The following is a 24,866-nucleotide window of genomic DNA, read 5'->3' on the forward strand; positions in this document are numbered from 1 at the left end:
CTGCCCCTTCAAACTCATAGAACCTGTCTGAACCAATCAGGTCGCAGTGCCACCAATCGTCATCTCGTTGATGCGCATGGTTGGCTGTCCAACACCCACTGGCACGCCTTGACCGGCTTTGCCGCAAGTTCCGATACCTGGATCCAGCTTCATGTCGTTGCCAATCATTGACACCCGTTTGAGCGCATCTGGACCGTTCCCGATCAACATCGCACCTTTCACTGGAGCGCCAATCTTTCCGTTCTGGACACGGTAGGCTTCAGTGCAGGAGAACACGAACTTGCCAGAGGTGATATCAACCTGACCACCACCAAAGGAAACTGCATAAATGCCGTCTTCTAGGCTTTCGATGATCTCTTTGGGATCCTGATCGCCATTCTCCATGATGGTATTGGTCATGCGTGGCAGGGGCTGGTGTGAGAAGGATTCACGGCGACCATTACCAGTTGGCTCAACACCCATCAGGCGTGCGTTCTGACGGTCCTGCATGTATCCAACAAGAACACCATCCTCAATGAGCGTGGTTCGGCCAGTCGGCGTACCTTCATCATCAACAGAGAGAGAGCCGCGACGCTTGGAGATTGTACCGTCATCAACAATGGTCACACCTTTTGCGGCAACCTGCTGTCCCATCAAGCCTGCAAACGCCGATGTTTTCTTGCGGTTGAAGTCACCTTCAAGGCCATGCCCAACTGCTTCGTGCAGCAAAATGCCCGGCCAGCCGTTGCCAAGCACCACGTCAAACGTACCAGCAGGGGCTGGGATTGCCTCCAGATTGACCAGAGCCTGACGCAGAGCTTCTTCAACAGCATGCTGCCAGCTTGTCTCAGCAACAAACTCACCAAACCCTTCGCGGCCACCAGAGCCAAAAGAGCCAGTCTCCTGCTTGTCGCCGTCACCAGCCACAATCGAAACGTTGAGGCGCACAAGCGGGCGTACATCACGAATACGGTGACCATCAGCTCGCAGGATGTCCACTGTCTTCCAGCTGCCTGCCAGCGAAACAGTTACCTGCTGTACTCGCGGGTCTTTCGCACGGGCATACGCGTCAATTTCCTGCAGCAGCTGTACTTTTTCAGCAAAGCTTGGGCTGCCAATCGGGTTTTCATCCGTGTAGAGCTTCTGATTGGTACGAGCTGGAGGTGCTGCATAGGTACCGGAATGTCCGCTTTGCACAGAAGCAACTGCATCAGCCGCGCGTTTCAAAGCAGCCTCGGAAATATCGTCGGAATGGGCATAACCAGAAGCTTCACCCACGACAGCGCGCAGGCCAAATCCCTGACCGGTGCTGAACGTGGAGGACTTCAGGCGTCCATTGTCGAACACAAGCCCTTCGTTCTGGCTGTATTCCAGATAAAGTTCCCCATCATCAGCGCCTTTCAGCGCTGCCGCAGTAATCTGGCGCGCTGTCTCCTCGTCCAGTCCTGAGGTCTGGAGAAGATCAATAGGTTTATCGCTCATGGGTAAAACTCCGAAATAAAGGATTTGCTCTGTTGTGGCGAACAATCCGTGCACTTTCAAGGCTTACTATTCAATAAAGGAGGCGGGAAGGCCATCGCTCCCAAGTATTTGAGGGTCAATGCAGGAAAGCGAGCACCAATCCGGCACACACCAGAACGGCGCCAGAAACCCTATCGAGCCTGAATCTTGCGGAAGGAGCAGACAGCCAGTTGCGGGAATACCCGCCAAGAACGGCGATCAGTCCATCAATTAAAATCGCCATCACAAGATAAGTCACACCCATCACCGTCAGCTGCGGATCTGCTGGATAAGCCTTGTCAATAAACAGCGGGAAAAATGCCGCCATGAACAGCAGTGATTTTGGATTTGAAAGGCCAACAAAGAAGCCAACTTTCAAATGCATATGGCTTCCGCTCACTACCCTGTCATGCCGGCCCGCACGCAACCAGCTAGAGATGCCCAGGTAGATTAAATAGGCCGCTCCTCCAAGCTGAATAACCTCAAAGGCATCAGGGTAGGTGTGCACCACCCAGGAAAGGCCAAGCACAACAGCAATGATCTGGACAGCTTGTGCGATTGTCATGCCAGCCATGACAATCAGGCCCGCTGAAGTGCCTTCGCGAGTGGATTTAGCCAGTATCATCATCACGTTAGGCCCGGGGATAGCCAGTAAGATGAATGTTGCAACAATAAATCCGAGGTAAAGGCTGAAATTCATCATCTGAAAACCAACAGTCCCATAAGGAAAACTCCGGCAGTGAGCAAAACACCACTGTTGAACCGCTTCAGCACACCTTCAACACGTGGAGATCGAAACAGCCGCTCAACCAGTCCGCCGCCCACCACAAGCGGTAGATCCAGGCAGGTCGCGATCAAAAGAAAAGTTGTACCCAAAACGACAAACTGGGCATCTACAGGGTGAGCGTGGTTGAGAAAATGAGGGAAAAGAGCTGCGAGAAAAATGAGAGTTTTGGGATTGGCAATGCTGATCATGAAACCTGTCAGAAAGTCAGAGCCCTGGCTGGTGGGCTCTGCAATCCTGCGGCTAGCAGCTCTCCATCTTCGAAGGCCGAGATAAATCAGATAAGCCGCCCCCAAAACAGTCACAGTCTCAAAGACATAGGGATAACTGACAATGAGCCAGGAAAGCCCAAAGGAAACCAGCACCACCTGAATAGCTTCTGCTGCTTTAACGCCAATGAGTGTAAAGAGACCAGCAAAAGTTCCTCCGGATGCGGATCTGGAAAGGATCAACATTTTACTGGCGTCAGGCACCGACATGATAATCAATGTGGTGACAACAAACGCAATATAGACATGCATTGCTATGGGCACGGATCACCTGCAAAGGTCCGGTCTGTTTGCATCAGGAGGCTGACGCTGCCGCAATCAAACAGAATGTGCTCGCATAGAAAACAGCACACCGGATTTAAAGTGCAAAAACCCTTTGCTTTGCGTGCCTCATTTTAGGAAAACTAAGAGGTCTCTTTGAAAACTGCAGAGACTGATCTCAAATTTTTAAGTGACGGAAATAACAGTGCTTCAATATTTTCAAGCGCAGGCCAAAAACAACGCTTGGGCGAATTATCGGCTACTTTCCAGTTGCAAGAAGCTCTCTGAAGACGAGCTAGCTGCAAAACGGACAAGTTTTTTCCCTTCAATCCTGATGACACTGAATCACATCCTCACAGTGGACTGGTTCTATATCAGCGCTCTGGAAGGAGCGCCGCTCGGGATTAATGCATTTGATCCTGAGTACCCTTTTGAGCAATTGCCACCTCTCTTCGAGGCTCAAAGAAACTCAGATCAGAAGTTAATTGCGCACATAGGTTCAATGGGCCTCGCTGACCTCTCCAAAATACATGTGCTGAGAGATGACAAGCCTCTGAGTGAGTGAGCAGACAGGCTTCTTCTGCATCTCTTCCAACATCAGACACACCATCGCGGGCAAGTGCATGCCATGTTGAGCGGAACTTCAGTCGCACCACCTCAGCTCGATGAGTTCTTTCTCAGCAATGAGATGGAGCAGCAGGCCCGTAAGGATGACTTCGCCGCACTCGGGTTCTGTGAGACAGACATCTGGCCAGATCGTGGGTGACCAGATAGTTAGGCAGGGTCTTTCCTCGCGCCTGAAAAGACAAAAGCCGAGGCGATTTTCATCATCTCGGCTTTCAGATTACATTCGAGGGCAAGCACTTACACTTAAGGTAGAGCCGCGATTGCTTCTTTCAGACCAACCAGTGAGATCGGAATACCGATACCTTCTTCTGGTGTCTCAAAGATGATGAAAGTTGCAGTCTGACCAGTTGTGAGCTTGTCGATCAGATCCTTTTCCAGCATCGCTTCAGAAACGCAACCGCTTGGGGCAGGCAGACAGCGGATGAATGGCATCCGGCCAACATCTTTACCATCTACATTCAGACCAAGTTGCATCGGTAGCAAAACGCCAAGTGGAGCGAGAATGCGCAAAACGGTCGCTTGCTGGTCAGCCGTCTTAAGAATAATAGCTGTCAGGCCTACAGTATCACGTGCAGAATCTGTCACACTTTGAATAAGAGCACACTGCTCGACGTTAGAACCTGGGGATTTGGCGCAACGCTGCTGCCAATCACCAAACTCGCCTTTGAGTTCGCCAAGCGCTTGTTGAGCATGACCAGCTCCGGAAAATCCGGCGGCACCCGCCACTGTCACCGCAACTGATAGAGTCAGCGTGCGTAAAAACTGCTTCAAAAAACCTTCCTCCAGTTCACCGGCTGTGCAGTGTCTGTCTCCCCAGCCAGCCAGCGTGGGGTGTTTCCCTAAAATATTGGAATACCGCTCCTGACGTCAAAGCGCAAACTGGCATTCTTGGCTGTCCACTTAACTGACGAGGAAGGAGGGATCCGACTCACATTGTTCACGCCGAGGTAACGTTCCTTTTTGCCGATAAAGTGACGATTTAGTGAGTGAAATTGGACGCATGGATAGAAATGATCGATTTTCGATATAGGGAAAAGTAACTAGGTGAAAACAGCGGAGATCGTTCAAAATCCAATTGCATCTGCGGATTTCTTATGTTTTTTGTCCAACTCATTGATTCAAGTCAAATGATACTGCGACTTATAGTCGCTATAACCTTAGGGGAATCGCGTAGAAACCCTTATTGGGTTATTATGTCGCAGATATTCACGCAGGTGTGAGGACTGGTCGGACGGGCCAAAGTGGGCACCCCACATGTGTGGACAAGAAGAGGATTGCCGTTTCGGCGGCATTAAGAGGGACAGGGAGCGCAAGACGTGATGAAGCTCTTGAAGCATCACCTGGCGACCATTGCCGCAACTATGGCAATCGGATTGACGGGTTTTATGGCAGGTGCAGCCAATGCAGCACAGCCAACGCCGTGGCAGATGGGTATGCAGCCTGCGGCGACGACAGTGATGGAAGACATTCGCTGGTTTAACGATTTTACCCTGATCATTATGGCCGGCGTGACGGTTTTCGTAGCACTCCTGCTGCTTGTTGTGATCATCAGGTTCCGCAAGAAGGCGAACCCAACGCCATCTCGCACTTCACACAACACTATGATCGAGGTTGTTTGGACGGTTGTCCCAATCCTCATTCTGGTGATGATCTCAGTTCCGTCTTTCCGTTTGCTCTTCAAACAGCTTGATATCCCTGAATACGAAATGACCATCAAAGCGACTGGTTACCAGTGGTATTGGGGTTATGAGTACGCGGATGAAGGCATGGAAGATGTCTCATTCGACGCCTTGATGATTCAGGACGATGAGCGTGCAGACATAATGGCTGAAAAAGGCCTGACAAACGCTGAGCTTCCTCGCCTTCTTGCGACGGACTACAACATTGTTGTTCCAGTCGACACCACAGTGCGTGTTCAGGTAACCGCAGCAGACGTGATCCACTCATTTGCTGTTCCTGCATTCGGCATCAAGATTGACGCTGTTCCATACCGCCTCAACGAAACCTGGTTCCGTGCTGATAACACCGGCATGTTCTACGGCCAGTGTTCAGAGCTTTGTGGTAAAGACCACGCGTTCATGCCAATCGCCGTGCAAGTCGTGACCAAAGAGCAGTATCAGGCCTGGGCCGAAGCTGCGAAGTCCGACGTCGACGAAGCAAACACACTTCTCGCAAAGCTGATTGCTGATGAGAAGAAGGTTGCTGCCACCGCAGCCACCGACGTGAAGGTTGCGTCCCGTTAATCGGGGTCACTGATTGAGCCGAGTATGCGCGCGTCAAGGGCTGCTGCGCATACGAGCAAGAACTTTACGAGGGAGCACAACTATGTCTGCGTCTGAAACGCATGCACATGACCATCCAACTGGATGGGTGCGGTGGGTCTACTCCACCAACCATAAGGATATCGGTATCCTTTACCTGATCTTCGCGATCATGGCTGGTATCATCGGCGGTCTTCTGTCCATCGCAATGCGTATGGAACTTCAGGAGCCGGGGATGCAGTACTTCTCCGATCCACACTTGTTCAACGTGTTCACCACAGCGCACGCGCTGATCATGATCTTCTTCATGGTTATGCCAGCGCTTATCGGTGGCTTCGCGAACTATTTCGTTCCGATCATGATTGGTGCGCCTGACATGGCGTTCCCACGCATGAACAACATCTCCTTCTGGCTTCTGCCACCAGCATTTATCCTGCTGCTCCTGTCACTCTTTGTGCCAGGCCCACCAGGTGCAAACGGTGTCGGCGGTGGCTGGACCATCTATCCTCCGCTGTCCACCTCCGGTCAGCCAGGTCCTGCAATGGACTTTGCAATTCTGGCGCTTCACGTTGCCGGTGCATCTTCCATTCTGGGTGCCATCAACTTCATCACCACCATCTTCAACATGCGTGCGCCTGGTATGACCATGCACAAGATGCCGCTGTTCGTTTGGTCCGTGCTGGTAACAGTCTTCCTGCTGTTGATCTCTCTGCCTGTTTTGGCTGGCGCGATCACCATGTTGCTGACAGACCGTAACTTCGGCACCACCTTCTTTGAAGCTGCTGGTGGCGGTGACCCAATCTTGTTCCAGCACTTGTTCTGGTTCTTCGGTCACCCTGAAGTGTACATCCTGATCCTGCCTGCATTCGGCATCATCTCCCACATCATCTCCACCTTCTCGCACAAGCCTGTGTTCGGTTACATCGGCATGGCCTACGCGATGGTTGCGATTGGTGTTGTTGGCTTTGTCGTTTGGGCGCACCACATGTTCACCGTTGGTCTGTCCGCAGATACGCAGGCGTACTTCCTGTTCGCGACCATGGTGATTGCAGTGCCGACTGGCATTAAGATCTTCTCATGGATTGCGACCATGTGGGGCGGTTCTATCGAATTCCGCACGCCAATGATCTGGGCGATCGGCTTTGTGTTCCTGTTCACCGTTGGTGGTGTAACCGGCGTTCAGCTGGCAAACGCAGGTCTCGACCGTGCACTGCATGACACTTACTACGTTGTAGCTCACTTCCACTACGTTCTGTCTCTGGGTGCTGTGTTCGCGATCTTTGCAGCCTGGTACTACTGGTTCCCTAAGATCTCCGGTTACATGTACTCCGAGTTCCTCGGAAACCTGCACTTCACACTCATGTTCATCGGTGTGAACCTGGTGTTCTTCCCGCAGCACTTCCTTGGTCTTGCTGGTATGCCACGCCGTTATGCCGACTACCCGGACGCATACGCTGGCTGGAACATGGTTTCCTCCTACGGTTCTTACCTCACCGGTTTTGCAGTGCTCATCTTCTTGTGGTGTGTCCTTGACGCATTCCTCAAGAAGCGTGTGGCTGGCGATAACCCGTGGGGCAAAGGCGCAACTACTCTGGAATGGACCCTGTCTTCACCTCCTCCATTCCACCAGTTCGAGATCCTTCCAAAGATCAAGTAACTGCACCGAAATTGCCGGGGGCGTGTCAGCGCCCTCGGTTCTAGGTAAAGCACAAGCCCGGAAGTGCTCCAATGTTCCGGGGATGAAGTCTAGAACGCTGAAAAACGGCACAGGTTTCAATATCGCGACAGAGGTACAGGCATGACAATGCTGGAACAGACACAAGGACTTCACGAGGACGCAACCGATCTTGGTGGTCGTGGAAGCGTTTCTGATTACATCGCGCTGCTCAAGCCGCGGGTAATGTCTCTTGTTGTGTTCACAGCAGCTGTTGGTCTGGTCATGGCTCCGGGTAATCAGCACCCGGTCCTCAGCTTCATTTCTATTCTTTGCATCGCCATTGGTGGTGGTGCATCTGGTGCGCTGAACATGTGGTGGGATGCAGACATTGATGCTGTCATGTCCCGCACTAAAAAGCGCCCGATCCCGGCAGGCAAAATCACACGTCAGGAAGCCTTTGCTTTTGGCATGGTTCTGTCCTTCGGTTCTGTTCTGACCCTCGGTCTGGTGGCAAACTGGATGGCCGCTGGTCTGCTGGCGTTCACGATCTTCTTTTACGTGGTCATCTACACAATGTGGCTCAAGCGCAGCACGCCGCAAAACATCGTTATCGGAGGTGCAGCTGGCGCGCTTCCGCCAATGGTCGGCTGGGCAGCTGTTACAGGTGACGTAACGCTGGTCAGCATCGCACTGTTCATGATCACCTTCACCTGGACACCTCCACACTTCTGGGCCTTGGCGCTGGTTAAAAACGGCGACTATCAGGCTGCTGGCGTCCCAATGTTGCCGGTCGTCGCAGGCGAAACCGCGACCCGTCACCAAATCGTTTTGTATTCTTTGCTGTTGCTACCAGTTGGCATGGCACCGTACTTCCTAGGCTTTGCCTCGGTGTTTTATGGTGTTGGTTCAGCCATCCTTGGCTTGGTGTTCCTCGGTTATGCAATCCGTGTCTGGAGAGTGCGCGAGGGTGATGCAGCCAAGAAAACAGCAATGTCTCTCTTCAAGTTCTCTTTGTTCTATCTCATGCTGATTTTTGCTGGGTTGCTCGCTGAGAACATGATTGGTCTGGTCTAACGCATAACTGGAAAGAGAAGAAAATGAGCAAGCAAAAAGCAGTTCTTTCTGAAGAGCAAGTCAAGACCCGCCGCGGACGTTCAGTGGCTCTTGCAGTCACACTCGGCGTTCTTGTTGCTATGTTTTATGTGATCACCATCGTGAAGCTCGGTCCGGGCATCATGGATCGTCCACTGTAAGAGACGCAAATGACTGATCAAAAACCAAAAACAGCAGAACAAGCCAAAGTAAACCGCAGCAACGCTACCGTCGCTGTGATTTGCGGGGGCGTGTTCTTTGGAATGGTTGGTTTGTCCTTTGCAGCTGTCCCGCTTTATCAGCTCTTCTGTCAAGTGACGGGCTATGGCGGCACCACACAGCGAGCAGAAGAGGCATCCGATACGATCCTTGATCGTGAGATCATCGTGAGCTTTGACGCCAACGTCGCTCCGGGTCTGGATTGGGATTTCAAACCAAAACAAAAGAAAGTCCGCGTGAAGCTGGGCCAGATGACCGAGATTATGTACGAGGCCCAAAGCCTCGCGCAGCAGGTTTCTACCGGGACTTCCACGTTTAACGTGGCGCCTTTCGAAGTCGGGGGCTACTTCAACAAAATTGATTGCTTCTGCTTTACCGAGCAACCGCTTGAAGCAGGAGAATCGATTGATATGCCGGTCGTGTTTTTCATCGATCCGGAACTGGACAAGGACGAGAGCCTGAAGAATATCAAGGAAATCACCTTGTCCTACACATTCTTTGAATTGCCGAAAGACGGCGAGGAAGAAACAGCTGCAGTGGCTTCTCCAAGCGACGCGGCCACTGACAAGCTTTAGGTTGCGAGACGGATCTGCCTTTTGCAGAAGCGACCTTTTTTGAAATGGGGAGAAAGATATGGCTGGTGTTAAAAACCACGATTATCACATTATCGAGCCAAGCCCATGGCCATTTGTTGGGTCAGTTGGGGCGCTGGTTATGGCAATCGGCGCGATTGTATTCATGCGCATGAGTGAGGGCGGCGTAAGCTTCTCATTTCTGAGCAACGCTGATGGCGAAACAACCGTTGGCTTTACGCTGAACGGTTGGGGCCTGTTTGCAATTGGTCTTGGTATCGTTCTTTACACCATGTTTATGTGGTGGCGTGACACGGTTAAGGAATCTCGCGAAGGGCACCATACACGCGTTGTATCCTTGCACCTGCGCTACGGCATGCTGCTGTTCATCCTGTCCGAAGTTATGTTCTTCGTTGCATGGTTCTGGGCCTTCTTTGATGCATCCCTGTTCGCGGGTGAAGCTGCGCAGTTTGGCCGTGTCGAGCACACTGGCGGTGTTTGGCCTCCACAAGGTATCGAAACCTTCGATCCGTGGCACCTGCCACTGTTGAACACATTGATCCTGCTTCTGTCTGGTACAACAGTAACATGGGCACACCACGCGCTGGTTCATGGGGACCGTGATGGCCTGAAATGGGGTCTGATCGCGACAGTTGTTCTGGGTGTGATCTTCACCATCTGTCAGGCCTACGAATACTCTCATGCAGCCTTCGGCTTCTCAGAGAACATCTATGGCGCAACCTTCTTCATGGCGACAGGGTTCCATGGCTTCCACGTGATCGTGGGCACCATCTTCCTCGCTGTGTGTTTGTTCCGTGCACTGGCAGGCCACTTCTCCACCACCAAGCACTTCGGCTTTGAAGCGGCAGCCTGGTACTGGCACTTTGTGGATGTGGTTTGGCTGTTCCTGTTTGCATCCGTTTACATCTGGGGCGGCTAAGCTTGCGGCATTAGCCAAGAGTGGGTCTGGAATTCAGACGAAAAACGAAAAAAGATAAGGGCGGCGCAAGCCGCCTTTTCTATATGTATATGACCTAGGTGCCTTACGAGCGTTCAAAGTCACCTGTGTATCCGAGGCTTCACATGAGTGAGAGGAAGAAGACAAAGGCTTATCTTGGCCTTCCTGCCAATCCATTTTCAGCTGGTCTTCGCGGAAAATGTCCACGGTGCGGGGAAGGGCCATTGTTTCAGGGCCTGCTAAACCTGCGTGTGTCCTGTTCCAGATGCGGTCTTTCCTATGACTTTGCAGATTCTGGAGACGGACCTGCAGTCTTTGTCATTCTCATTCTGGGGTTTATTCTTGTTGGTGGTGTTTTGTTCGTTGAGTTTGCGTACGAACCTCCACTCTGGCTGCATTTGATTATCTGGGCACCCGTGACTGTGGTGTTGAGTGTGACGCTTCTGCGCATACTCAAAGGCCTGTTGATTGCATTGCAGTACAAGAACAATGCAGCGGAAGGAAAGCTTGATGATCGCTGAAAGGGAGATTGGCGATGCTTCATCTGATTCAAAGCCTGCGCGAAAAAACGATGTCGCCTGGCATGAGGAACCTGAACCAGTTCCTGAACACACTCATTGCAACACGAGAAAAAACAAAGATAACACCGTGACAGATGATCAAATGGAACATGACGACACTGATGCTGAGGATGCAGTAGCAAAGCCTGGGTTAGTTGCATTTCTCAAGCGCTATTGGATCTTGCACCTGTGTGCTGCAGTTGGGCTAGCTATTCTAGCCAATCTGAGTTTGTGGCAGTTCAATCGTCTGGATGAAAAGGTGGCGTTGATTGCGCGCGCTGAAGTGCGGGCGACTGAACCTGCTGTTGCAGCGCCCGGCCCGGCAACCTGGGAGGATATGTCGAGCGACGAAATCGACTATATGCCTGTTGAGCTGTCTGGCCAGTTCATTATCGGCGAGCTGTACTACTTTGATACTCTAACCAAGCCGAAAGGCCCACTGGGCGGGCAGGGGTATTTTGTCTACGCACCCTTCATCACGAATGACGGCTGGAACGTTTTGGTCAATCGTGGCTTTGTTCCAATTGATCGTAAAGAGTTCAGCACACGTTTGGGCTCAGCTCCACCGCGTGGGCAAATAACCATAACCGGCCTTGCCCGCAGAGCTGAAGTGGCGAGCATGTTCTCCGCAGAACCAAACCAGAAGACCAATGTGTGGTATGTGCGCGAGCCAAAGGCGATGGCTGAAGCTATGGGATTGCTGCCGGATCAGACCGCACCCTACACGATTGACCTTCAGGAGACAGTGAGCGTTGCTGGTGACCTGCCGCAAGCGGGTGAGACCCGTATGACGTTCTCGAACAATCACCTGCAGTATGCCTTCACATGGGCAGGTCTGGCGCTCACTCTGGTCGGCGTCTACTTTGCCTTCCTGATCAAGGCATGGCTGGATCGAGGCAAGGTCTCTTCTGAGAATGAAGAGGACGATGATGAAGACGACGATGATTTTGATGCGGAAGAGGAAAAACGGAAGGCTGATCGCTTCCGCATGATATCTGACGCAGCACGGCGCAAGCGAAATAAATTTCAGCGATAGACTACAAAAAAGGGGAGCATGGCTCCCCTTAAACGTTCTTGGACAGCTTGCTTTATAGCTGAGAAAGAATGTTCTCAGCAGAGGAGATCGTTGCTTCTCCCGGAGCTTCTTCAATATTCAGAGAAGCCAGCACGCCATCTTTCACGATCATAGAATAGCGCTTGGAGCGGATGCCCATTCCAAAGGCGCTTGCGTCAAGCTCAAGGCCAACTGCCTTGGTAAAATCAGCGCTGCCATCAGCAAGAAAGAGGATCTTGTCATCAGCGCGCGTGTCGCGCGCCCAGGCACCCATAACAAACGCGTCGTTCACCGAAACAACAGCAATTGTTTCAACGCCTTTTGCCTTGATGGCTTCTGCATTGTCGATGAAACCCGGCAGGTGGTTCAGGTGGCAGGTTGGCGTGAAAGCGCCAGGAACTGCGAACAGAACTACGGTTTTGCCGGCGAACAGCTCTTCACTGGTCGCATCCACTGGCCCGTCGGCACTCATGGTTTTGAATGTAACGCTTGGCAGTTTTTCGCCTACTTGAATGACCATGGAAAGTTCCCCCAATTTGCTTTTGCTGATCACAACATAACAGACATCTCAATCAGAGGTCTGCATCTAAAAAGAAACGGGCTTCAGTTGTAGCTGCGAGCTCTCTATTTCGCAAATACAACTAAAGCCCGTAAACAAGCTTATTTCGAAGCGCTGGCCTGAGGAACTGAAACACTTTGCGTTTCCTCAAAAGCACCATCCTTGGTCACCAATGTAAGGCGGAGTTCAATGTCGCTCACATCTTCTGGCAGTCCAATATAGGACATAGTCCAGTGCGCCCTACCTTTTTTCACAGAAGTCAGCTTGGGTACTCCATGATAAGAACCTGCAGGCCCTTCAATGAAGAGCTCCGGCGATTTGTCCTTGGAGGAGATTTTCGCGCTGATGTTTACAGTGCGGTCCTTGCCTTCTCCGGTGATTTTTATCTCTGGAAACAAGCTCGGCATGTCGCCTTGCGTAATTGGAACCTGCGCAAAGGCATCATTGACCAGTTTGTCGGCAACATCATCTTTCATCGTGGCCGCAGGAAAGACGAGAGAGACCTCGGCCTGTCCTGGGATACAAATGTCTTTGCAGATGCCAAAGGTCAGGTTTGCATTCAAAATGGCCGGGCGTCCGTCATCCATGCGCTTAATCAGCAAAGGCAGCAGCACCTTGTCTGAATAGATCAGAGATGTGGAAAATCCGTCAGAGTAAGCCTTCGGCGCAGGGAACATCAGCTCCGCGCTAGCTATATTGACTGAATTAACAAAGCTAGCTTCTGTCGGAATACCGGCTTCACCTGGATATCTCCAGTATGTGTGCCAGCCTTCTTCAAGGCGAAATTCAATCCCGCCGCGATAGAGGCCATCGGTGTTAGGCTCGCTCGCACGTAAAAGGCGAACTGCACCGCCTTGAACAATAACCCATTCAGACACACTTGATGACAAGGCGCTTGAAACAGAGGCGGAGAGCACCGCAGCAGCGATGAGGGTCGATTTGAAGAATCTAGAAATCATAGAGTCTATTTAAACGGTCCCTTTTCAAATTCCCATTAAGATTGCCTCTCAGACAATCAATGATCCGTGAACAATCTCACCTTTTTTCCACTGATCATTGATCACCGGAAAAATCCGTGAGTACCTATAATATAATTGCCTCTACACTGAACTGAGGCAATCCGTTTGAAGCATGAGGAGAGCGCCCCCAACATGTCTGGTGAAAAACCGGGTTACATTGACGGACAATATCTCATTGCCATGCCCACTATGGAGGATGGCCGTTTTGCCCATTCCGTCATCTACGTGTGTGCTCACTCCGAAGAGGGAGCGATGGGGATTGTGCTCAATCAGCCGGCCCCTAACATCACATTTGGGCAACTTTTGGGTCAACTGAATATCGTCGAAGACGAAAATGATGATCCGCTGGCAATCGATATTTCTGAACGCAAAGTCTATCGCGGTGGGCCAGTTGATGCTGGTCGCGGTTTTGTCCTTCATTCAGACGACTATTTTCTGGAGGAGACGAGCCTCAAGATTGAAGACGGCGTTGTCCTAACCGCCACGGTCGAAGTTTTGCGCGCCATCGCAGCAGGCAAAGGCCCTAAGAAGTCATTGTTGGCATTGGGTTATGCTGGCTGGGCGCCAGGACAGCTTGAAACGGAATTACAGGCAAATGGTTGGCTGACGTGTCAAACAGATCCCTCATTGATCTTTGAAGGAGAGGGCGATCAGAAGTGGCACAACGCGCTTGATATTCTTGGGATTGATCCTGGGATGTTGTCCAGCGACATTGGCCACGCATGATCTTACGTGCCTAAACGAGATTTCGCCGTGCAACTTCCTACAATTTCTGCTATTTCCCTGTGCGCACTTGAAACGCAAATGCGACAGTTTTGGGAATCTAATTTCAGATTCCGGCTAAAAACCTGAGAAATACCAATGGGGTATGGCACTAAAATGCCCTGATTCAGGTTGAGCGAGAAGGGATGTAACGGTGAGATATGTAAGTACGCGCGGCGATGCACCAGAACTCAACTTTTCTGAGGTGCTGCTCACGGGGTTGGCACGCGACGGCGGTTTGTATCTACCAAAAGAGTTCCCGCAATTATCTACTGAGGAAATTTCAGGATTTGCTGGAAAGCCTTACAGCGACGTCGCTCTTAAGGTCATCGCCCCGTTCGTTGGCGACTCCATTCCGCATGACGACCTGAAAAAAATGATCGAGGAAGCCTATGCCAGCTTCTCGCATAAGGCTGTCGCGCCGCTCGTCCAAACTGCTCCCAACACCTACGTGCTGGAACTCTTCCACGGCCCGACCCTTGCGTTCAAAGATGTTGCAATGCAGCTACTCGGCCGCTTGATGGATTATGTGCTCACTCAAAAAAGTGCCCGCGCAACCATCGTTGGCGCCACTTCAGGCGACACGGGCGGCGCTGCAATTGAAGCATTCCGTGGCCGCGACCGAACAGACGTCTTCATTCTGTTCCCTGAAGGGCGTGTCTCACCTGTTCAACAGCGCCAGATGACCACCTCCAAGGAAGACAACATTCATGCCCTAGCTGTCAAAGGCAACTTTGATGATTGTCAGGGCATCCTGAAAGACCTCTTCAACGATTTCTCCTTCCGCGAGCGCGTAGGCCTGTCGGGTGTAAACTCCATCAACTGGGCACGCATTGTTGCTCAGGTGGTGTATTACTTCACCTCCGCAGTGTCTCTGGGTGCTCCACATCGCAAAGTGTCCTTCACAGTACCGACTGGCAACTTTGGTGACGTGTTTGCAGGTTATGTGGCAGCTCAGATGGGGCTGCCAATTGAAAAGCTGGTGATCGCGACCAACACCAACGATATTCTGGCCCGTACTCTGGACACAGGCCGCTATGAAATGCGCGGCGTTGTAGCAACCACTGCACCGTCCATGGACATTCAGGTGTCGTCCAATTTCGAGCGTCTGCTGTTTGCTGCAAACGGCGAAGACAGTGCAACTGTTAAAGCTCAGATGGACAGCCTCAAACAGTCCGGTGGCTTCACTCTCTCGGAAAAAGCCCTAGGTTTTATCAAAGAGAAGTTCTCAGCAGGTCGCGCAAGCGAAGAAGAAACAGCTCAGACCATCACGGACACGCTCAAGGAAAGTGGTTATTTGCTTGACCCGCATACCGCGGTCGCGATCCATGTCTCCGAAGAGCACAATGATGGTGTTACCCCGATGATCGTGCTGTCGACAGCACACCCGGCAAAATTCCCAGCGGCAGTAGAAAGTGCATCAGGTATTCATCCTGACCTGCCAGCTCATCTTGCTGACCTGATGGAACGTGAAGAGAAGTTTTCCGTTCTGCCAGCAGATGCGCAGGAAATTGCGAAATTCGTTGAAGGCAATGCACGTGCCGTGAAAGCAGGCGTTTAATGGCGGTCAAACTAACAAAATTAGAAAATGGCCTGACTGTAGTTACTGATCAAATGGAATACCTCAAGACAACAGCTCTTGGGGTATGGGTGAAAGCTGGCTCTCGCTCTGAAGGTGAGCATGAAAACGGCATCACCCACCTTCTGGAGCACATGGCATTCAAGGGCACCAGCAAGCGCAATGCCCGCGAAATTGCAGAGGAAATCGAAGCCGTTGGCGGCGAGATGAATGCCTCCACAAGTGTTGAACATACAAATTACTATGTGCGCACCTTGGCAGATGATGCACCTTTGGGTTTGGATATTCTCTCCGACATCCTTCAGGATTCCATCATTGACCCTGAAGAGCTTGCTCGCGAAAAACACGTAATCCTTCAAGAAATTGGCGCAGCACAAGACATGCCTGATGACCAGGTATTTGATGTGCTTCTGGAAACCGCATGGCCGGACCAGCCACTCGGTCGCCCAATTCTTGGTACGCCTGAAACTGTCACCGGCTTTTCTGCGGATGCCATCCGTCAGTATGTCGCGCGCAAGTACACAGCATCCGATATGGTGCTTGCTGCTGCTGGTGCAGTCGATCATGAAGCGCTCGTAGAACTGGCTGAAGCCAGCTTCTCAAAACTGTCGAATGCTGCACCGGATGAAGACTATGTAGCGCAATATGTCGGCGGTGAAGGCTCCATTGAGCGTGAACTGCAGGAGTTGCAGGTCATCCTCGGTTTTGAAGGCCTGCCATACGAGCATGAAGACTACTATGCTGTGCAGGTGCTTGCCTCGATCCTCGGCGGCGGCATGTCATCGCGCCTCTTCCAGGAAGTGCGCGAAAAGCGCGGTCTATGCTATTCTGTCTATGCCTTCCATTGGGCTTTCGCGGATACCGGCTTCTTTGGTGTTCATGCCGCAACCGGACCGGAAGATGCCGCAGAACTGACCGAAGTGCTGGTGGAACAGCTGAAAGAAATTGCCAAGGGCGTGACCGAAAAGGAAGTGTCCCGCGCCAAAGCGCAGCTGCGATCCGGATTGCTGATGGCATTGGAAAGCCCGGCAGCACGTGCGGGCCAGATCGCCCGTCAGGTGATGATCTACGGTCATCCCGTCGCGCTGGAAGAACTGGAACGCCGCCTCAATGTTGTGTCGGCTGACCGCGTACAGATCTTGGCAGAAAGGCTGTTTGCCTCTGACAACCCTACATATGTGAAGGTTGGACCAAAGGCACCTATGCTAAATTATGCTGAGCTAAAAGAGCGTTTGGCAGGGATCAAAGCATAAGCCTATTGCAATTCAGGTAATGCTTTTTGCATAATGGAGCTCTGATTAAGAGGGGAGAGAAGCTGTGTCATTTTTCAAAACAAGCACATCTCCCCAATCTCTTGCGACATTGACCACAGGCCGACTGTATTTACGTGCGCCATCCATGGCGGATTACGCGCAGTGGTCTGATCTGCGAGCTCAAAGCAGAGCCTTCCTGCAGCCGTGGGAACCCACGTGGCCGGCAGATGATCTGACAAAAGCTGCCTTCCGAAAACGCATCCGGCGTTACAATCGCAACATCCGCGAAGGCTCTCACTACCCGTTTTTTCTGTTCAACCGGGATACCGACGAGTTGATAGGTGGTTTGAACCTTTCCAACGTCCGTCGTGGTGTCGCACAGGCAACCTCGCTTGGGTACTGGATGGGAGCTTCCTTTGCCGGCAATGGCTTTATGAAAGAGGCCGTTCAGCGCGTCTGTTGTTTCTGCTTCAATGATTTACACTTGCACCGCATCGAAGCAGCCTGTCTGCCTTCAAATGAGGTCTCCAGAGCGCTCTTAATGAAGGTTGGATTCTCTGAACTGGGCTTTGCACCCTCGTATTTATTCATAAACGGAATGTGGCAAGACCATATTTTGTTTGGCAAAATCCGGGATTCTGCGCCTATACCAGCCAAAGTCCTGCCACAATCAGAGGCAGATGGGGATAAATTGCCTGTAACACATGCTTGAACCATGAAACTGGCGCCTTGACGATGTAATGATCTTGGCAAGGAATTCAGTTAATTTTTCGTTATCGTGGAGAAGCCGGTGTCAGGGACTTATTGTCAGCGCATGCAGAACGTTATTCAGGCTGTTCTGTTAAGCGCTCTCCTGCTCATTGTGGTTGCGTCACAAGCCTTAGCTTTGGAGGCGATTGTCGTCCCCAAGGACGTTGATGCACTCGATCTGACCAGCTCCGTCGATATCTATCCCAACACCAGCAAAAGCATTCAGGTATCCACCGCTCCAGACTCAGATGGCATCGTCAGACGCATCGAAGTGCGCTCCATTGACGATACTGCCAGCTCTTGGGCTGTGTTCGCGCTCTCCAATCCGGGGGAGGAGCAGATCGACCGCTTGCTTGTTGCACCTTACTACAAGATGACTGGCGGCGGTGTACTGGTGCCGGACCTTGGTCAGCGCCGCATCGTGTCTTTGACACCTAGTCAGGGCATCCCACCAATTCGCGAGCGCAGCACAGAAGCAGATATTTACCGCATCACGCTAGATCCGGGTGCGAATGTGACCTTCATCGCGGAGGTCAACACCCCAAGCCTGCCGGAACTCCGCCTCTGGAAACCAGAAGCTTACAAAGACAACATCAACGCTTACACGCTTTACCGCGGTATCGTACTTGGTATTGCTGGCCTCTTGGCGCTGTTCCTCACTATCTTGTTTGTGGTGAAGGGAACGGTTCTCTTCCCGGCAACTGCGGCTCTGGCATGGGCTGTTCTTGTTTATTTATGTATCGACTTCGGTTTTTGGAATCTCGTCTTCGGGCGAACGCTGGGGGATGATCAGCTTTATCGAGCGGTGGCGGAAATCAGTCTCACAGCCGCGCTTGTGGTCTTCCTTTACGCCTATCTCGGCCTCAGCCGCTGGCACATCCATTATACGCACCTTGCAATCGGCTTGTTCATCACTGTGCTCAGCTTGTTTGGCTTAGCGCTTTGGGATCCAACCATTGCAGCTGGTATCTCCCGTATCCTGATGGGTGGTGTGGCAATCGCTGGCTTCGGTGTCATCCTGATGCTCACCGTTCGTGGGTTCGAACGCGCGATTATGCTGCTGCCGACATGGTTCCTGTTCCTCGCATGGCTGTTCGCTGCGTGGATGGCAACCACAGGCATGTTGCAAAGTGATCTGGTGCAGCCAGCGCTGGCAGGTGGCCTCGTTCTCTTCGTTCTGCTGCTCGGTTTCACCGTCATGCAGCACGCCTTTGCAGGGTCTGGTCTCTCCCACAGTGTGATGAGCGATGTCGAACGCCGGGCTCTGGCGCTGACAGGCTCTGGCGACATCATCTGGGATTGGGACGTCGACCGGGACAAGATCCACACCAGCGGTGGCTTGGAAGAAGCTCTGGGCATCAAGCCAGGTCTTCTGGACGGACCAGCCCGCCTCTGGCTCGAAATTCTGCACCCGCAGGACCGTGACTTGTTCCGCGGCACATTGGACGCCGTGATTGATCATCGTCGTGGCCGCGTTAATCAGGCGTTCCGCCTCCGTGGTGAAGATGGCCATTACCGCTGGTTCAAAATGCGCGCCCGTCCGGTGCTCGGATCTGATGGTGAAGTGATCCGCTGCGTTGGTACGCTGCTCGACATCACCTCTCAGAAAACCGCTGAAGAGCGTTTGATGCATGATGCCGTGCACGACAACCTGACCGGCCTGCCAAACCGCGAACTATTTATGGACCGCCTCGTTGCTGCGCTCGCTCGCTCCAGAGCAGAAGGCAATGGCAACCCGACTGTCATCCTGATCGATCTCGACCGCTTCAAGCAAGTCAACGACAGCATAGGTCAGACAGCTGGCGATTCCATGCTGCTCACCGCTGCACGCCGTCTCTCTCGTCTGATCAAACCGCAGGACTCTCTGTCTCGCATTTCAGCAGATACCTTCGCAGTGCTGATGATCTCCGAGCAGGACGCAACACGCATCGCGTCCTTTGCAGATGAACTGCGCAAGTCTTTACGCACACCAGTCACCTTCGGTGATCAGGAAGTGTTCCTGACAGCATCCATCGGTGCTTCCATCTTTGATGGTGGCCCTGAAAAAGCAACCGACCTGATGCGCGACGCGGAGATCGCACTCAACCACGCCAAGCGCCTCGGCGGTGACCGCATCGAGATCTTCCGCCCAACGCTGAAGCCAGTGGCAAGCAACACGCTCGCGTTGGACAACGATCTACGTTCTGCTCTTGAAAAAGACGAGATCAAGGTTTTCTTCCAGCCAATCGTACGTCTGTCTGACAAGACGACAGCGGGCTTCGAAGCATTGGCGCGCTGGGAACATCCAAGCCGCGGCCTGATCCCACCATCCGAGTTCATTCCAGTTGCTGAACAAAGCGGCCTGATCAACGAGCTTGGCCTGCGTGTGATGGAGAAAGGTGCTCGTCAGCTTGCTCAATGGCAGCGCGAGTTCAAACACGCACTACCGCTGTTTGTCTCCGTCAACATCTCTTCTCGCCAGCTGTTGAAGCCGGACCTCATTAACGACGTGAAAGCAGTTCTGGCACGCACAGCGCTGACACCGGGCTCTTTGAAACTGGAGCTGACTGAATCTCTGGTCATGCAGAATCCGGAATTCTCCGTGCAGGTTCTTGAGCGCCTGAAAGGTCTGGGCGCTGGTCTGTCTCTGGATGATTTCGGTACAGGCTATTCATCCCTGAGCTACCTCCAGCGCTTCCAGTTCGACACCATCAAGATCGATCAGTCCTTCGTCCGTCCTAACGGCCAAAGCGCTCGTCCGGTCATCCTGCGTACCATCGTAGCGCTGGGGCATGACCTTGGTATGGAAGTGGTTGCGGAAGGTGCTGAGACTGAGTCAGATGCACTGGAGCTGTTCCAGCTTGGTTGCGAATACGTGCAGGGTTTCCACTTCGGCCAGCCCATGCGTGCTGCTGAAGCAGGCCGCATGCTCAAAGAGCAGTTCGCCCAGCAGGGCCGCAACAACCAAAGCTGATACGAGCAGGTAAGTTAGAAAGGCTCTGCATGGTTGCAATGGAAAATTGTAACCATGTGGCCTTTGCAGCGGAGCTGGAGAAAAATTGATCTTTCTCCGCCAAGTTTCCACTGAATAACTCTGGCGATGACATACTCGAGGCAATTTTCTAAGAGCATCTATTTGAGCTCTCTTTTCCCTATCTGAGATTATTAGCTGCATGTTTTGTTTTGGTAATGCGTGTCGAAAACTACACGTCGCTTTGGGTTTGTTTCTGGTTACATCCAGTACCCTAACACCGGCAAGCGCCACGCCATCGCTGGTGTTGAACCTCGACACTCAAAAAGTCCTGTACGCTGAAGATGCAGGCGATCCATGGTATCCCGCTTCAACAACCAAGTTGATGACCGCTCTCGTAACCTTTGAGGCTCTTGCCAACAGAGAGGTCGACCTTGAAACGTCAGTGGTGATGTCCCCTTGGGCGATGAGGCAGGACTCATTGAAGTCCGGCTTGGAGGTTGGAAGCGTCATGACACTGCAGGATGCGCTTTTTGCAGTGCTCGTTGGATCAGCCAATGATGTCGCAGTGGCACTGGCTGAAAGTGTTGCGGGGAGTGAAGATGCATTCGCGCAGCGCATGAATGCCACCGCGCAACGTCTTGGGATGACCGCAAGCCACTTTGTCAATGCCAACGGTTTGTTCGAGCCCACTCAGCAAACATCCGCACGTGATCTGGCCATTTTGGCGAGCGAAGTCTATCTGCGCTTCCCTCAATACCGGGACGTGTTCGCCACATCAAAAGTGTTCATTGATGGTGCCGAAATCAAATCTTACAATGAGTTGCTGACACGACTGCCGGGCACAGTCGGCATGAAGACAGGTTTTGTCTGTTCATCTGGCCGCAATATCGTTGCACTTACAGATCGTGGCGGGCAACGCTTTATGGCCGTCGTTCTTGGTGCGACGACGGGGCGGGAGCGCAGCGAAAGAGCAGCTAAACTCCTGACTGAGGCAATGACTGGTGAACTGACACCCAATGGTTTGCAACTGAATGAAATTGCTAACGATCTGCATCGTCAACCTGAAAATATGCGCAAACGGGTGTGTAGCAGCCAAAGTGCAGCCTATGAGGCGCAGCAAAACAAGCGCTATCCGATGGGGATCGGCAGAAACAAGAGTTACCTGAAGGCGGCGGTGAAGCACAAAAGCCATAGCATCCGCACTTGGAAGGCTGCTGTGGGTTTTAGCGGCCCGCTACCCTATCCAAAGCCAAAGTAACTTGTTGCAATGCCTGCCACATGTCAGAGTTTGGCAGGCTTGGAAGTGAACTTGATGCCGGCTTCTTCGCAATGCAGCCAGACGACCTTGCCGCTGAAGGAAAGTTTGCGGGCTGGCACCTGAATTTTCACCGTGTCACCGGACACGAGCTTTCCGGTATTGATCAGCAGCCGACAACCACCGTTGCTGATGTCTTCAATCACGCAGGATCGGTTGAAATTATCCGTAAGCAGAACAGCGGGCCAATGACAGGCATGCCGTTTATAGTCTCGGTTTTCTATTTCTAAAAGTTTCGGACGAGGTATCATGAGACCGCCGACCCTTACATCAATATGCGATAACTAGAATCATTAGTTTGGAAAACTGATATACGCATTATCAATTATATATTGCGCAGATGTTAACGTGCGAGCGGCCTATCGTCTCAGCCTAAGTTATTCATATCATGAAGGAAATTGAGAAAATTTCGGCTCTAAATATGCTGAGCGTACAGGTTGACTGTAACCTGCGGGAAGCACTACGTAAATTTGAGGCTGTAACCATCAAGTGGATTGTGAAAGGGAAGGGCTGTTCTATTTTCCAGAAATAATCGTCAATTCACAGTCGCCAACAGAAACCTCAAGCGGTGTGCCGCCAAATGGCTCTCCGTCGATTTGAACTGCCGCTGCGCGATAGGCATCTATGCGGGCAGTTCTGATTGCCTTGCACTCAATATTACGGGATTTTGCGACGCTGCCAGTAAGTAAGCGGCATGCGTATTTGAAGAGCGCCCACACCCCGTCCTCTTTAAAGACCAGTAGATGCAGTTTCTTCTCCAGAATGGACGCATCAGGCACCACGAGGTGTTTACCAGCGTAGTAGCGGCCATTGGTGATCAAGGCCATAGCGCACTGCAGCTCTTCATCGTCTGCCCGCACTTTAAAGCTGCCTTTGCGGCGCGAAAATGCCAGTTGGGCCGCAATGAAGAGATAAGCAAACCGACCGTAACGTCGCTTCAGACGCAGAGGTACAACATGCACCACTTCTGCATCAAAGCCGGTTGACGTGGAAAGGAAGAAAGGGCGTCCATTGGCAAACCCATTGTGCAGTTTCTTCGTCTTGCCTGCGATGATGGTCTTGGCAATCTCTTGCGGCGTACTCGGCACACTCAGTTCATGAGCAAGTACATTTGCGGTGCCCAACGGAATAATCGCCAGATGCGGTTTCATTCCGCGCCCCAGCAAAGCAGAAGCAGCCTCACTCACAGAGGCATCCCCACCAGCAACAGCCAGAATATCTGTGTTTAGGTCAGGGTCCGTGCAAGTCTCAGCGATCTCGCTTGCACGGCTGGTGAGTTTCAGCTCCACCTTCATCCCGGCGTCTTCAAGGCATTGCACAATCTCTGTGATGTTTTGAAAACGGAAAGATGTCGCGGTCGGATTGGCAAGAATAAGCACACGCTTGGCTTTGCGTGATTTCTTTTTCGCCTCTTCCGGCCGAGAGTGGGGAAGCTGGTTTTCCATAAACCTGACCTTGCCTTCCCGACTTACTTGGATTTCTGAAAGGGTTTCATACCCTTGCGGGCAAGCTCATCAGCACGTTCGTTTTCTTCGTGCCCGGCATGACCTTTGATCCAGTGCCACGCAACATCATGCCGTTGTGCTGCCGTATCCAGCAGTTGCCATAAATCAGCGTTTTTAACGGGTGAGTTGGAAGCAGTCCGCCAGCCCTTGCGCTTCCAGTTATGCATCCACTGCGTAATGCCGTTTTTCACATAGGAACTGTCGGTGTAAAGATCGACGGCACAAGAGCGCTTCAGGGAATCAAGAGCCTGAATGGCTGCCATCAACTCCATGCGGTTGTTGGTTGTATCAGGCTCGCCACCGCACAATTCTTTTTCATGCTCGCCAAAGCGTAGCAGCACGCCCCAGCCACCAGGTCCCGGGTTGCCGGAGCAAGCTCCATCAGTCCATGTCTCAACACGTTTGGTATCGGTCATTTATCCAGCCCGTATGCACTCGCATTGGATACGCCACGATGGAACCTGAGTTTATGCAGGTATTCAAGTGGATCTTTCGGAACAACAAGCGCACCTTCCGGCACAGACAGCCAGTCGTAAAGACGGGTCAGCAGGAAGCGCAGCGCTGCACCACGACACAGCAAAGGTAGGTTGTCGAATTCAAGCTCGCTGAACGGGCGCACACTGCGATAACCTTCCAGCAATGCCCGCGCTTTCGTGACGTTGAACATGCCATCCGGCTCAAAGCACCAGGCATTGATGCAGATTGCCACGTCATAGGCAAAGGCATCATTACAAGCAAAGTAGAAGTCGATCAGACCGGAAAGTTCTTTGCCCAGATAAAACACATTGTCCGGGAATAGGTCAGCATGAATAACACCGTTTGGCAGTTCTTTCGGCCACAGTGCCTGTAGCTCATCCAGTTCCGCAGTCAGCTCTTCTGCAAGGCCAACCTTCACTTCATGCGCACGCTCACGGCTGGCATCCAGCAAAGGTGCCCAACCATCAACACTCAGAGAGTTTGGTCGCTTGATCTCAAAGTCAGCGCCTGCCAGATGCATCCGCGCCATGCCTTTACCGAGCTCCGCGCAATGCACCAGTTGAGGCTTACGAACCCACATACCATCAAGGAATGTAACCATGGCCGCAGGACGTCCCGCAAGCTCGCCAAGCATCTGCCCGTCACGGTCAATAAGCGGAGTAGGGCAGTTCAGGCCATTATTGGCAAGATGCTGCATCAGCCCCAGAAAAAACGGCAAATCATCAGGATTAACGCGTTTTTCGTAGAGCGTCAGGATGTAATAACCCGTCTCCGTATGAACCAGATAGTTGGAGTTCTCGACACCTTCAGCAATGCCCTTGTAAGAGAGCAGATTGCCAATGTTGAAACGGTCGATGAAAGCGCCCAGCTCTTCATCGGAAACATCGGTATATACAGCCAT

At 52.2% G+C, this 24,866-nt stretch carries 24 protein-coding genes and 1 pseudogene; 15 read left to right on the forward strand and 10 right to left on the reverse strand.

Features of this window, described 5'->3' with window-relative positions; all coding sequences use genetic code 11:
• Positions 1-36: 36 nt before the first annotated feature.
• From tldD to PsAD5_RS22390, 3 genes are all read right to left on the reverse strand, one after another.
• Positions 37-1,461 carry a metalloprotease TldD gene (gene tldD / locus PsAD5_RS22380; protein ID WP_063293732.1) on the reverse strand — a complete coding sequence of 475 codons (1,425 nt, stop codon included), beginning with the start codon at positions 1,459-1,461 and terminating at the stop codon, positions 37-39.
• A 115-nt stretch (positions 1,462-1,576) separates the two neighbouring features.
• Entirely contained in the window at positions 1,577-2,182 is a 606-nt protein-coding gene (locus tag PsAD5_RS22385) for a LysE family translocator (protein WP_208988760.1), read from the reverse strand.
• Positions 2,179-2,796: a LysE family translocator gene (locus PsAD5_RS22390; RefSeq protein ID WP_208980500.1), complete on the reverse strand. Its 618-nt coding sequence runs from the start codon at positions 2,794-2,796 to the stop codon at positions 2,179-2,181. Before PsAD5_RS22390 ends, PsAD5_RS22385 begins: the two co-directional genes overlap by 4 nt.
• Before the next feature lie 196 nt (positions 2,797-2,992).
• Here PsAD5_RS22390 and PsAD5_RS22395 point away from each other — a divergent pair.
• Positions 2,993-3,559: pseudogene (locus PsAD5_RS22395) on the forward strand (DinB family protein).
• A 104-nt stretch (positions 3,560-3,663) separates the two neighbouring features.
• Here the strand turns inward: PsAD5_RS22395 and PsAD5_RS22400 are convergent.
• Positions 3,664-4,191 carry an invasion associated locus B family protein gene (locus tag PsAD5_RS22400; protein WP_057462274.1) on the reverse strand — a complete coding sequence of 176 codons (528 nt, stop codon included), beginning with the start codon at positions 4,189-4,191 and terminating at the stop codon, positions 3,664-3,666.
• Positions 4,192-4,781: 590 nt separating this feature from the next.
• Here PsAD5_RS22400 and coxB point away from each other — a divergent pair.
• From coxB to PsAD5_RS22435, 8 genes are all read left to right on the forward strand, one after another.
• Positions 4,782-5,663 carry a cytochrome c oxidase subunit II gene (coxB, locus tag PsAD5_RS22405; RefSeq protein ID WP_373456180.1) on the forward strand — a complete coding sequence of 294 codons (882 nt, stop codon included), beginning with the start codon at positions 4,782-4,784 and terminating at the stop codon, positions 5,661-5,663.
• A gap of 82 nt (positions 5,664-5,745) precedes the next feature.
• Positions 5,746-7,338: a cytochrome c oxidase subunit I gene (gene ctaD, locus PsAD5_RS22410; RefSeq protein WP_063293733.1), complete on the forward strand. Its 1,593-nt coding sequence runs from the start codon at positions 5,746-5,748 to the stop codon at positions 7,336-7,338.
• 141 nt (positions 7,339-7,479) lie between these two features.
• Complete coding sequence (locus tag PsAD5_RS22415) at positions 7,480-8,412, forward strand: heme o synthase (protein ID WP_063287204.1); 933 nt, start codon at positions 7,480-7,482, stop codon at positions 8,410-8,412.
• A 23-nt stretch (positions 8,413-8,435) separates the two neighbouring features.
• Complete coding sequence (locus tag PsAD5_RS28095; RefSeq protein WP_193757736.1) at positions 8,436-8,591, forward strand: hypothetical protein; 156 nt, start codon at positions 8,436-8,438, stop codon at positions 8,589-8,591.
• A 9-nt stretch (positions 8,592-8,600) separates the two neighbouring features.
• Positions 8,601-9,224, forward strand: a complete 624-nt coding sequence (locus PsAD5_RS22420) for a cytochrome c oxidase assembly protein (RefSeq protein ID WP_063287205.1) — start codon at positions 8,601-8,603, stop codon at positions 9,222-9,224.
• Positions 9,225-9,282: 58 nt separating this feature from the next.
• Positions 9,283-10,161, forward strand: coding sequence for a cytochrome c oxidase subunit 3 (locus PsAD5_RS22425; RefSeq protein ID WP_063293734.1), 879 nt, complete (start codon positions 9,283-9,285; stop codon positions 10,159-10,161).
• Positions 10,162-10,304: 143 nt separating this feature from the next.
• Positions 10,305-10,700 (forward strand): DUF983 domain-containing protein, encoded by a 396-nt coding sequence (locus PsAD5_RS22430; RefSeq protein ID WP_208981727.1) that lies wholly within the window; start codon positions 10,305-10,307, stop codon positions 10,698-10,700.
• Positions 10,701-10,827: 127 nt separating this feature from the next.
• A complete protein-coding gene (locus PsAD5_RS22435; protein WP_208988761.1) occupies positions 10,828-11,775 on the forward strand; it encodes an SURF1 family protein in 948 nt (315 codons plus the stop codon).
• A 52-nt stretch (positions 11,776-11,827) separates the two neighbouring features.
• Here the strand turns inward: PsAD5_RS22435 and PsAD5_RS22440 are convergent, their stop codons facing one another.
• Together PsAD5_RS22440 and PsAD5_RS22445 are read right to left on the reverse strand one after the other, a co-directional pair.
• Complete coding sequence (locus PsAD5_RS22440; RefSeq protein WP_057462915.1) at positions 11,828-12,313, reverse strand: peroxiredoxin; 486 nt, start codon at positions 12,311-12,313, stop codon at positions 11,828-11,830.
• A 140-nt stretch (positions 12,314-12,453) separates the two neighbouring features.
• Positions 12,454-13,311, reverse strand: coding sequence for a protein-disulfide reductase DsbD domain-containing protein (locus PsAD5_RS22445; RefSeq protein ID WP_063293736.1), 858 nt, complete (start codon positions 13,309-13,311; stop codon positions 12,454-12,456).
• Between the two features lie 192 nt (positions 13,312-13,503).
• Between PsAD5_RS22445 and PsAD5_RS22450 the strand changes: the two genes are divergently transcribed.
• The 6 genes from PsAD5_RS22450 (at position 13,504) to PsAD5_RS22475 (ending at position 21,926) form a co-directional block, all read left to right on the forward strand.
• Positions 13,504-14,097: a YqgE/AlgH family protein gene (locus PsAD5_RS22450; protein ID WP_063293737.1), complete on the forward strand. Its 594-nt coding sequence runs from the start codon at positions 13,504-13,506 to the stop codon at positions 14,095-14,097.
• Positions 14,098-14,287: 190 nt separating this feature from the next.
• Positions 14,288-15,694, forward strand: coding sequence for a threonine synthase (thrC, locus tag PsAD5_RS22455; RefSeq protein ID WP_063293738.1), 1,407 nt, complete (start codon positions 14,288-14,290; stop codon positions 15,692-15,694).
• Complete coding sequence (locus PsAD5_RS22460; protein ID WP_063293739.1) at positions 15,694-16,965, forward strand: M16 family metallopeptidase; 1,272 nt, start codon at positions 15,694-15,696, stop codon at positions 16,963-16,965. Before thrC ends, PsAD5_RS22460 begins: the two co-directional genes overlap by 1 nt.
• Positions 16,966-17,029: 64 nt before the next feature.
• The gene (locus tag PsAD5_RS22465) at positions 17,030-17,677 is read left to right on the forward strand and encodes a GNAT family N-acetyltransferase (RefSeq protein WP_063293740.1); all 648 of its coding nucleotides are present in this window, start codon (positions 17,030-17,032) and stop codon (positions 17,675-17,677) included.
• Between the two features lie 102 nt (positions 17,678-17,779).
• Entirely contained in the window at positions 17,780-20,668 is a 2,889-nt protein-coding gene (locus PsAD5_RS22470; RefSeq protein WP_063287212.1) for an EAL domain-containing protein, read from the forward strand.
• A 199-nt stretch (positions 20,669-20,867) separates the two neighbouring features.
• Positions 20,868-21,926, forward strand: coding sequence for a D-alanyl-D-alanine carboxypeptidase family protein (locus tag PsAD5_RS22475; protein WP_063293741.1), 1,059 nt, complete (start codon positions 20,868-20,870; stop codon positions 21,924-21,926).
• A 23-nt stretch (positions 21,927-21,949) separates the two neighbouring features.
• Here PsAD5_RS22475 and PsAD5_RS27725 read toward each other — a convergent pair whose 3' ends face one another.
• The 4 genes from PsAD5_RS27725 to PsAD5_RS22495 form a co-directional block, all read right to left on the reverse strand.
• Positions 21,950-22,234, reverse strand: coding sequence for a PilZ domain-containing protein (locus tag PsAD5_RS27725; protein ID WP_082830975.1), 285 nt, complete (start codon positions 22,232-22,234; stop codon positions 21,950-21,952).
• Between the two features lie 264 nt (positions 22,235-22,498).
• Complete coding sequence (locus tag PsAD5_RS22485; protein WP_063293743.1) at positions 22,499-23,428, reverse strand: diacylglycerol/lipid kinase family protein; 930 nt, start codon at positions 23,426-23,428, stop codon at positions 22,499-22,501.
• Between the two features lie 23 nt (positions 23,429-23,451).
• Positions 23,452-23,904 carry a ribonuclease HI gene (rnhA, locus tag PsAD5_RS22490; protein ID WP_057462906.1) on the reverse strand — a complete coding sequence of 151 codons (453 nt, stop codon included), beginning with the start codon at positions 23,902-23,904 and terminating at the stop codon, positions 23,452-23,454.
• Positions 23,901-24,866, reverse strand: a complete 966-nt coding sequence (locus PsAD5_RS22495; protein WP_057462905.1) for a homoserine kinase — start codon at positions 24,864-24,866, stop codon at positions 23,901-23,903. The genes rnhA and PsAD5_RS22495 overlap by 4 nt, the downstream gene beginning before the upstream one ends.

Origin of the sequence: Pseudovibrio sp. Ad5 (assembly GCF_001623095.1) — a bacterium.
GTDB lineage: Bacteria > Pseudomonadota > Alphaproteobacteria > Rhizobiales > Stappiaceae > Pseudovibrio.